At 23.2% G+C, this 8,501-nt stretch carries 5 protein-coding genes; 2 read left to right on the top strand and 3 right to left on the bottom strand.

The window, feature by feature from the left end:
- The coding region (locus LDP10_RS01975) for a Nif3-like dinuclear metal center hexameric protein (protein WP_265197068.1) at window positions 1-737 on the bottom strand (737 nt) is incomplete at its 3' end.
- Window positions 738-752: 15 nt separating this feature from the next.
- Window positions 753-2,174 (bottom strand): deoxyribodipyrimidine photo-lyase, encoded by a 1,422-nt coding sequence (gene phrB / locus LDP10_RS01970; protein ID WP_265197067.1) that lies wholly within the window; start codon window positions 2,172-2,174, stop codon window positions 753-755.
- Window positions 2,175-2,618: 444 nt separating this feature from the next.
- Here phrB and fldA point away from each other — a divergent pair, with 444 nt between their 5' ends.
- A complete protein-coding gene (gene fldA, locus LDP10_RS01965) occupies window positions 2,619-3,143 on the top strand; it encodes a flavodoxin FldA (protein WP_265197065.1) in 525 nt (174 codons plus the stop codon).
- Between the two features lie 116 nt (window positions 3,144-3,259).
- On the opposite strand, the gene gap is transcribed toward fldA, so the two are convergent.
- Window positions 3,260-4,255 carry a type I glyceraldehyde-3-phosphate dehydrogenase gene (gap, locus tag LDP10_RS01960; RefSeq protein WP_265197064.1) on the bottom strand — a complete coding sequence of 332 codons (996 nt, stop codon included), beginning with the start codon at window positions 4,253-4,255 and terminating at the stop codon, window positions 3,260-3,262.
- Between the two features lie 649 nt (window positions 4,256-4,904).
- On the opposite strand from gap, the gene mfd reads away from it, so the two are divergent.
- Entirely contained in the window at window positions 4,905-8,369 is a 3,465-nt protein-coding gene (gene mfd, locus LDP10_RS01955) for a transcription-repair coupling factor (RefSeq protein WP_265197063.1), read from the top strand.
- The last annotated feature ends 132 nt before the right edge of the window (window positions 8,370-8,501 follow it).

The raw sequence follows: 8,501 nt of genomic DNA, 5'->3' as shown, positions 1-8,501 counted from the left end.
GGATTATTGGTATCAATAAATGTTATGTCAAGATTATAGTTATCGGTTAACCAATTACCCAGTGCTATAATTCCATCTCTTTCACTAGCATGATGGCCTATTGAAAAAAAATGCAGAGAATTTTCTCTAGCAACATAAATTGTTTCTTCAGATACTTCTCCGGTTAAAAATGCATCTAAATTAAAAAGATCTATTTTATTAATAAAACTTTGTCCTTTTCCACTACACCAAGCTATTTTAAAAATTTTAGAATTATATTTTGGATTTTCATAAAAAGGAGTACGATTATACTTTTTCTTGATAGAATTAAATAATTCTTTTCCTGATATACCATTATCAAATGTCCCCCATGGAACTAATGGCAACAAATATCCTCGAATTTTAATATTTAATTTTTTCGCTATATGTGCGTTATTTCCTAATTCTTTATGTGCATCCAATGGTAAATGCCAACTATATAAATTAATGTTGTTACTAATAATAGTTTTTAATCTTGTTCTTTGCATATTTTTAATAACTTTTTCTGTATTATTCCAAAAATAACCATGATGTACAATGATTGCAGTAGCATTTAATTTTACTGCTTGATCTAATAAATCTTGACATGCACTGACTCCAGTAACTATTTTTTTTATATTTTTTGATCCTTCTATTTGTAATCCATTTGGAGCATAATCTTGAAACATATGTGTTTTTAATTTTTTATTAATTATTTTTTCTAAATTAAAATTATTCATTTATAAATCACTTTTTTAAAGTAAAGATTTGGCTGCTTTAAAAACAGAAATAACATTTTTTTTAGTTTTTTCATGATTAACTATTGGAAAAGGGTAATTGATTTTATTTCCTGTTTTTTGAGACCACAAATGGGGAGTGAAAATAGCTGAATTTGGAATCGAACGTAATTCAGGAAGATATGTTTTAACAAAAACACCTTCTTTATCGAATTTTTTTGCTTGATTTATTGGATTAAATATTCTAAAGTAAGGATTACTATTAATTCCAATAGAAGCTATCCATTGCCAATTTCCGTTATTTATAGCCAGATCTCCATCTATTAATTTTGATATAAAATATTTTTCCCCTTCTCTCCAATTTATTAAAAGATCTTTTACTAAAAAACTTGCAGTAATCATTCTAATACGATTATGCATCCATCCTAATTGATTTAATTGTCTCATACCAGCGTCAACGATAGGATATCCAGTTTTTCCTTTTTTCCAAGAATTAAAGTGTTCTTTTTTATTACTCCACGATATTTTATCGTCTAAATGAGAAAGTGCTTTGTTTTGGCTTATTTCTGGATATCTAATTAACAAATGTTTATAAAACTCTCGCCATATTAATTCATTTAACCATAAACATTCATCTATTTTTTTTAACTCATAAAAATTTTTTTTTAAAAGTAATGTTATACATTGACGAGAGGACAAAATTCCTATTGAAAGACTTGCAGATAAAAAACTGGTAGAATTTAAATTAGGGAAATGGTGTTCTGAATTATAGTTCATTATTTTTTTATTTATAAAGAATAGTAAATTATTTAAAGCGCGTTTTTCTCCAATAGGAAATAAATATTCGTCAATTTTTTCACGAGGATAAGTAAATTTAATAATATTTTTTTCCATTTTTGAACATGTTCTTACGTTTGGTATGGGGAAAGATAGTGGTATTTTTTCTTGTATTTTTTTTATAATATTTTTTTTAAAGAAAGAAAAAATATTATAAGCTTGTCCATTTTTTTTATGTATTTCGTTAGGAGAAAACAATATTTCATCGTGGAAAGCATATGTAACAATATTTTCTTTTTCAAGGATTTTTTTTATAATATAATCTCTTTTCCTTTCATTAATTTCATATTGATAATTATAAAAAATAGCATTTACTTTATATTTTTTACAAAAAATTCTTAAAAATTCAATTGATGTAAAAAAATCTTCAGATTCATAAAAATATAAAGGAATTCCTAATTGCATAATGTTTTTTTTCAAAATTAATAAATTTTTGTAAATATATTCAGATTTTTTAAAAGACATTAAGTGGGATTCCCATTGTTTGGGAGTGGCAATAAAAATAGATAACACATTTGTTTTCTTATTTTTACAAGCAGAGTACAATGCTGTATTATCATGGATTCGTAAATCGTTGCGAAACCACATAAGATGTACATTCATTTTTATTCCTCAATATTTTATATATATTGATAATGCATTATTGTAATATTTTAAAACATATAAAGATATTAACATACGTTAGAAATTATATTTGATATTGAATTCTTAGCTAGAATACATTGCTAATTCCTTTATTTTTATATTTATTTTATTATTATAGTATATGTAATTAATATAAAAAATATATAGATATCGTTTTTTTTAAGATTCAAAAATATATTATATATTATTGATAATAAAAATTTAATTACATTTTACATATATTAATTTTTATTGAAATCGTGATAAAATTTTGATATACATTATTGATTTTATAAATATTTTTATCTAGTAAAAAATTTTTACTATCTTTTAATTTTTAAAATCCTATTATTTATTAGGTACGTACTGTTATGTTAATGATGATTGTTTATTAAAAAACTTGATTATTTTTTAGGTAAAAAAATGAAACCAATTGGTATATTTTTTGGAAGTGATACCGGTAACACAGAAAAAATTGCAAAATTAATTCACAAGTACATAGGTTTAAAAAATGCTCAAGTATACGATATTTCTGAAGCTAAAAAATCGGATATAGAATTTTTTGATATTATAATTTTTGGAATACCAACATGGTATTATGGTGAAATGCAATGTGATTGGGATAATTTTGTACCTATTTTAAAAAAAATTAATTTTAGAAAAAAAATAGTTGCTTTATTTGGGTGTGGAGATCAAGAAGATTATTCTGAATATTTTTGTGATGCAATAGGTACAATTTATAATATTGTAAGAAAAAAAGGAGCAAAAGTAATTGGGACGTGGCCAAAAAAAGAATATAAATTTGAATCATCTAAAGCTTTAAAAGATTCAAACAATTTTTATGGTATGATCATAGATGAAGATAGACAACCAGAAAAAAGTGAAAAAAGAGTGCAAATTTGGATTAAACAACTGTATAGAGAATTATCACTATGTGACATTGAATAGACAACATTATAAAAAATAGAATAAAAATAAAATCTGTCGTCATGCACATAATTTTAAAAGACATTAAAAAAAATAAAATTAATTTTATTTTTTTTAATGTGGTAATAATATAATTATTAAGATGCTATTAAAGCAACTAAGTCTAAAACTTTGCTAGAATAGCCACTTTCATTGTCATACCAAGAAATTAGTTTAAAGAAATTACTATTTAAAGCTAATCCTGCTTTTGCATCAAAAATTGATGTTAACACTTCTCCGTTAAAATCTGTTGATACAACATCATCTTCTGTATAACCAATGATACCTTTCATTGTATTTTCTGAAGCATCTTTAATTGTTTCACAAATTTCTTTATAACTAGCTGATTTTTTTTGACGAATAGTTAAATCAACAACGGAAACATTTGGTGTTGGAATTCGAAATGCAATTCCTGTTAATTTTCCATTGAGTTCAGGTAATACTTTACCTACCGCTATAGCTGCACCTGTTGAAGAAGGAATAATATTTTGTAATGCACTTCTTCCTCCTCTCCAATCTTTTTGAGAAGGACTATCTACTGTTTTTTGAGTAGCAGTAGTAGCATGAACTGTTGTCATCAGTCCTTCAAGAATGGTGAATTTATCATTTATTATTTTAGCAAGGGGAGCCAGACAATTAGTGGTACATGATGCATTAGAAACAATTTTTTGACCAGCATATCTATTAAAATTCGCACCACTAACAAACATTGGAGTGTCATCTTTAGAAGGTCCTGTAATTACCACTTTTTTTGCTCCAGCAATAATATGTTGATAAGCACTTTCTTGAGTTAAGAAGATTCCTGTGGATTCTATAACGACATCAATATTCAATGATTTCCACATCAATTTAGTAGGATTTTTTTCTGAAGAAAGATAAACATTTTTATGATCAATAGTTAAAATATTATCTTTCACTTCTATTTTTTTGTGGAATCTTCCGTGAGTAGAATCATATTTTAGCATATATCCGATATATTTGGGATCTAAAATATCATTGATAGCTACTATTTCAATATCAGAACGCAGTTGAGCCATACGAAATACTACTCTTCCTATACGTCCAAAACCATTTATTCCTACTCTAATAGTCATGTTAATTGCCAATTTTTATAAATTTCAGTTAATGTTATTTGATTAATAATTTTGTACTTAAAATAAACTGTTTTAAAAAATTATGTTTATATATATATACATAAAATTTTATGCAATTACTTAATTTTATTTTAATAGTGTTAAAAATAAATATATTTAATTTTAAAAACCAGATGGCATCTATATATAAAATAATAAAAAAAATACATCTATAAAATTAAATATTTATCGTATGAAAAAAAGCACAATATTTACCAATAAAATTTCGTATTTACATAATTCAGTTTTTACAAAATATAATTTTTCGTTAAAAATTTTTAATATATAATAGTAAATATAAAATTTGTTATAATACTATATATTGGTAAAAATTTAAATATATATAATTTATTATTTTATTTTTAACAAAAATTAAAAATTATTTTTATAATATTAGTCTATTTTTTAACAGAAATGAATTAATATTTCAAATTTAAAAATTTTTATGTATATAAATAATTATTTGTTTTTAATAAACAGAATAATTTTACATCTAAAATATTAATTAATATTAAATAACATTTAAAATTAATTCATCTTATTTTTAAATGTAAATGTACTTTTATATTAAAAAATTTAGTTAACTATAAACATATGAGAATAAAAAATTATGCCAGAACATATTATATATTCATTACCAAAAAAAACTGGAGAAAAAAAGATACTGGGTCAATTAACTGAATCAGCAATTTCTTTTGAATCTGTTAAAATTATTGAATCTTCAGATAATTTAGTAGTATTAATTACAAAAAATACACAAGAATCACTAAAATTAAAAAAAGAAATACAACTATTCACAAAAATGAATATTCATGTTTTTTTCGATTGGGAAACTTTACCATTCGATATTTTTTCTCCTAATCGAGATATTATTTCTTCTAGAATTTCTCTTTTATATAAATTACCTAAATTACAAAAAACATTATTAATTATCTCTATAAATGCATTTTTACAAAAAGTTTGTCCTCATAAATATTTAAATAATGAAGTATCAGTAATAAAAAAAAATATGTTTATATCATATAATATGTTAATAAATATGTTAAAAGAAAAAGGATATACATTAGTTAATCAAGTAATACAATATGGTGAATTTTCCGCTATAAATAATGTTATTGAATGTTATTTTATGGGAAATGATTTACCATATAGATTATGTTTTTTAAATAATAAAATTTTTTCTATAAACAGTTTTGACATTAATAAAAGAGAATCAATAAAGGATGTACAATCAATAATATTTATGCCTGCACATGAATTTCCAACAAATCAAAATGGAATAAATTTATTTTTTTATCATTGGGAAAAAAATTTTCATACTGATCCTAAAAAAGATATTATTTTTCAACAAGTTAAAAAAGGTATTTTTTCTTTAGGAATTGAATATTGGCAACCATTGTTTTTTAAAGATAAATTAGAAACAATTTTTGATTATTTACCTAAACATACGTTGATACTTTATTCGGAAAATATAAAGAAATATGTCCTTTTTTATTGGAAAAAAATAAAAAAAAGATATTTTTACCTTTATAAAAATAAAGAAAGGTTATTAATTCAACCTAACAAGCTTTGGATAGATATAGATTTTTTTTTTCTTAACTTAAGAAAATGGCCACAAATTCAATTTAAAAAAAAAATATTACCGAAAAATATTAATTATACTAATTTAAAATATTATTATTTACCTGACGTTTCTATTCTTGTAGATAATAATAAAGAAAATTATAAAAAATTAGCTGATTTTTTAAAATCGTTTTTAGGATCTATTATTTTTTTTACAAAAAACAAATATAATTTGCATAAATTATCCGAATTATTAATGACTTTTAACATCAATATAAAAAAAATAAATGCTTTAGACATACTAAAAAAAATAAAATGTTTAAAAAATAAAAAACAATATTTTGGTATAATTAATTTATATAATCGTGGATTTATTGATGAAGATAAAAATATAGCATTTATTTCTGAAAATGATATTAAATTAAATTATCTGATTGGTAATAATCAAGATTTAAATAAAAAAAATTATCTAGATATTACGATAAATAATTTATCTGACTTAAAAATAAACCAAATAATAGTACATTTTGAACATGGTATCGGTAGATATAAAGGATTAAAAACCATAGAAAATGCGGGTATTCAAGGAGAATATGTCATATTAGAATATGCTGAAAAAGTAAAATTATATGTACCGGTTGCTTATTTGCATTTAATCAGCCGATATACTGGTTTTTCAGAAAAAAATGTTACTTTAAATAAATTAGGTTCTGATAATTGGAATAAAATAAAAAATAAAGCTATAAAAAAATTAAATGATACTGCTGCCATGTTATTGGATGTATACGCGAATAGAAAATCTAAAAAAGGTTTTCCATTTAAAATAAATATAGAGAAATATAATCTTTTTTGTCACGATTTTCCGTTTACTATTACTTCAGATCAAAAACAAGTGATAGATTCTGTTTTATATGATATGAGTAAACCAGTACCCATGGATAGATTGGTTTGTGGAGATGTTGGATTTGGTAAAACAGAAGTGGCGATGAGGGCTGCTTTTTTAGCATTTTGTAATAATAAACAAGTAGTGGTGTTAGTACCTACTACACTTTTAGCTCAACAACATTTTAATAACTTTAAAGAACGTTTTTTTAATTTTTCTTGCAACATCATAATGTTATCTAGATTTTGTGATCCTAAAACATTATCTTTTGGTTTAAGAGATGCACAAAATGGAAAGATAAATATCTTGATTGGTACTCATATAATTTTGTTTAAAAAAATTAAATTAAAAAACTTAGGTTTATTGATTGTAGATGAAGAACATAGATTTGGAGTTAGAGATAAAGAAAAAATTAAAGCTATGTGTTCAAATATAGATATATTAACATTAACTGCTACACCTATACCTCGAACATTAAATATGGCTATTAGTGGAATTCGAGATATGTCAGTTATCATAACTCCACCAGATAAAAGATTGACTATAAAAACTTTTGTACGAAAATATGAAGACTCTCTTGTAAAAGAAGCAATTTGTAGAGAAATATTACGAGGAGGACAAGTTTTTTATGTTTTTAATGAAGTTAAAAAAATTGATCGCAAAGCTAAAGAAATTGTAAAATTAGTGCCAGAAGCAAATGTAGCTATTGCGCATGGTCAAATGTGTATTCATACTTTAAAAAAAATTATGAATGATTTTTTTCAAAAAAGAATAAATGTATTAGTATGCACAACTATCATTGAGACAGGTATCGACGTTCCTAATGCAAATACTATTATTATAGAACAAGCAGATTGTTTTGGTTTAGCTCAATTACATCAATTAAGAGGGAGAGTTGGTAGATCCTGTTATCAAGCATATGCTTGGTTTTTGATATCTGATTTTAAACAAATTACGTTAGATGCAAAAAAAAGACTTGATGCTATTGTTTCTCTTAAAGATTTTGGTTCAGGTTTGAGATTAGCTATGCAAGATCTTGATATCAGAGGAGTTGGTGAAATATTAGGTGATGATCAAAGTGGACATGTTAAAAACATTGGTTTTTCTTTGTATACAGAATTATTGCAACATGCTGTAAAAAATATAAAAAATAAAAATCAATTATCTTTAGAAGATACTATGAAAAATCAACCAGAAGTAGAATTACATATTTCAGCATTAATCCCTGATGAATATATTTCTAACATCAATTTTCGACTTTCTTATTATAAAAAAATGGCAGTAGTAAAAAATATACAAGAATTGAAAGATATAGAATATGAATTATCACATGAGTTCGGATCTATTCCTCGTGAAACAAAAAATTTAGTGATTTTATCTAAAATAAGATTAATAGCAAAAAAAATAGGAATTCAACGTATTGAGTCTAATAAAACAAAAAGTATTATTTGTTTTTTAGAGGAAAATATGATTGATTCTGTTTTTTTATTAAAAATATTAGAAAAAGAATTAAAACAGTGGAAATTTGAAAAATCTCACCGTTTAATATTCAAATATACGTTTCATTCTTGTTATCTTAGAATAAAATGGATCTTAAATTTTATAGAAAAATTAGATTTAATTAGATAATTTCATTTGTAATATTAGTATATTTTGCTAATTAATAGCATTGTTATTTTATATAACATATAAAATACAATTTATAAAATATATAAATTACATTTATACATGTAAATTTAATCGATGATATATAAAATTATA

Origin of the sequence: Buchnera aphidicola (Pemphigus obesinymphae), assembly GCF_026122815.1 — a bacterium.
In the GTDB taxonomy this organism is placed as follows: domain Bacteria; phylum Pseudomonadota; class Gammaproteobacteria; order Enterobacterales; family Enterobacteriaceae; genus Buchnera_C; species Buchnera_C aphidicola_BJ.
Note: the sequence above shows the minus strand (reverse complement) of the source record. Positions and strands in the feature narration are given on the sequence as shown.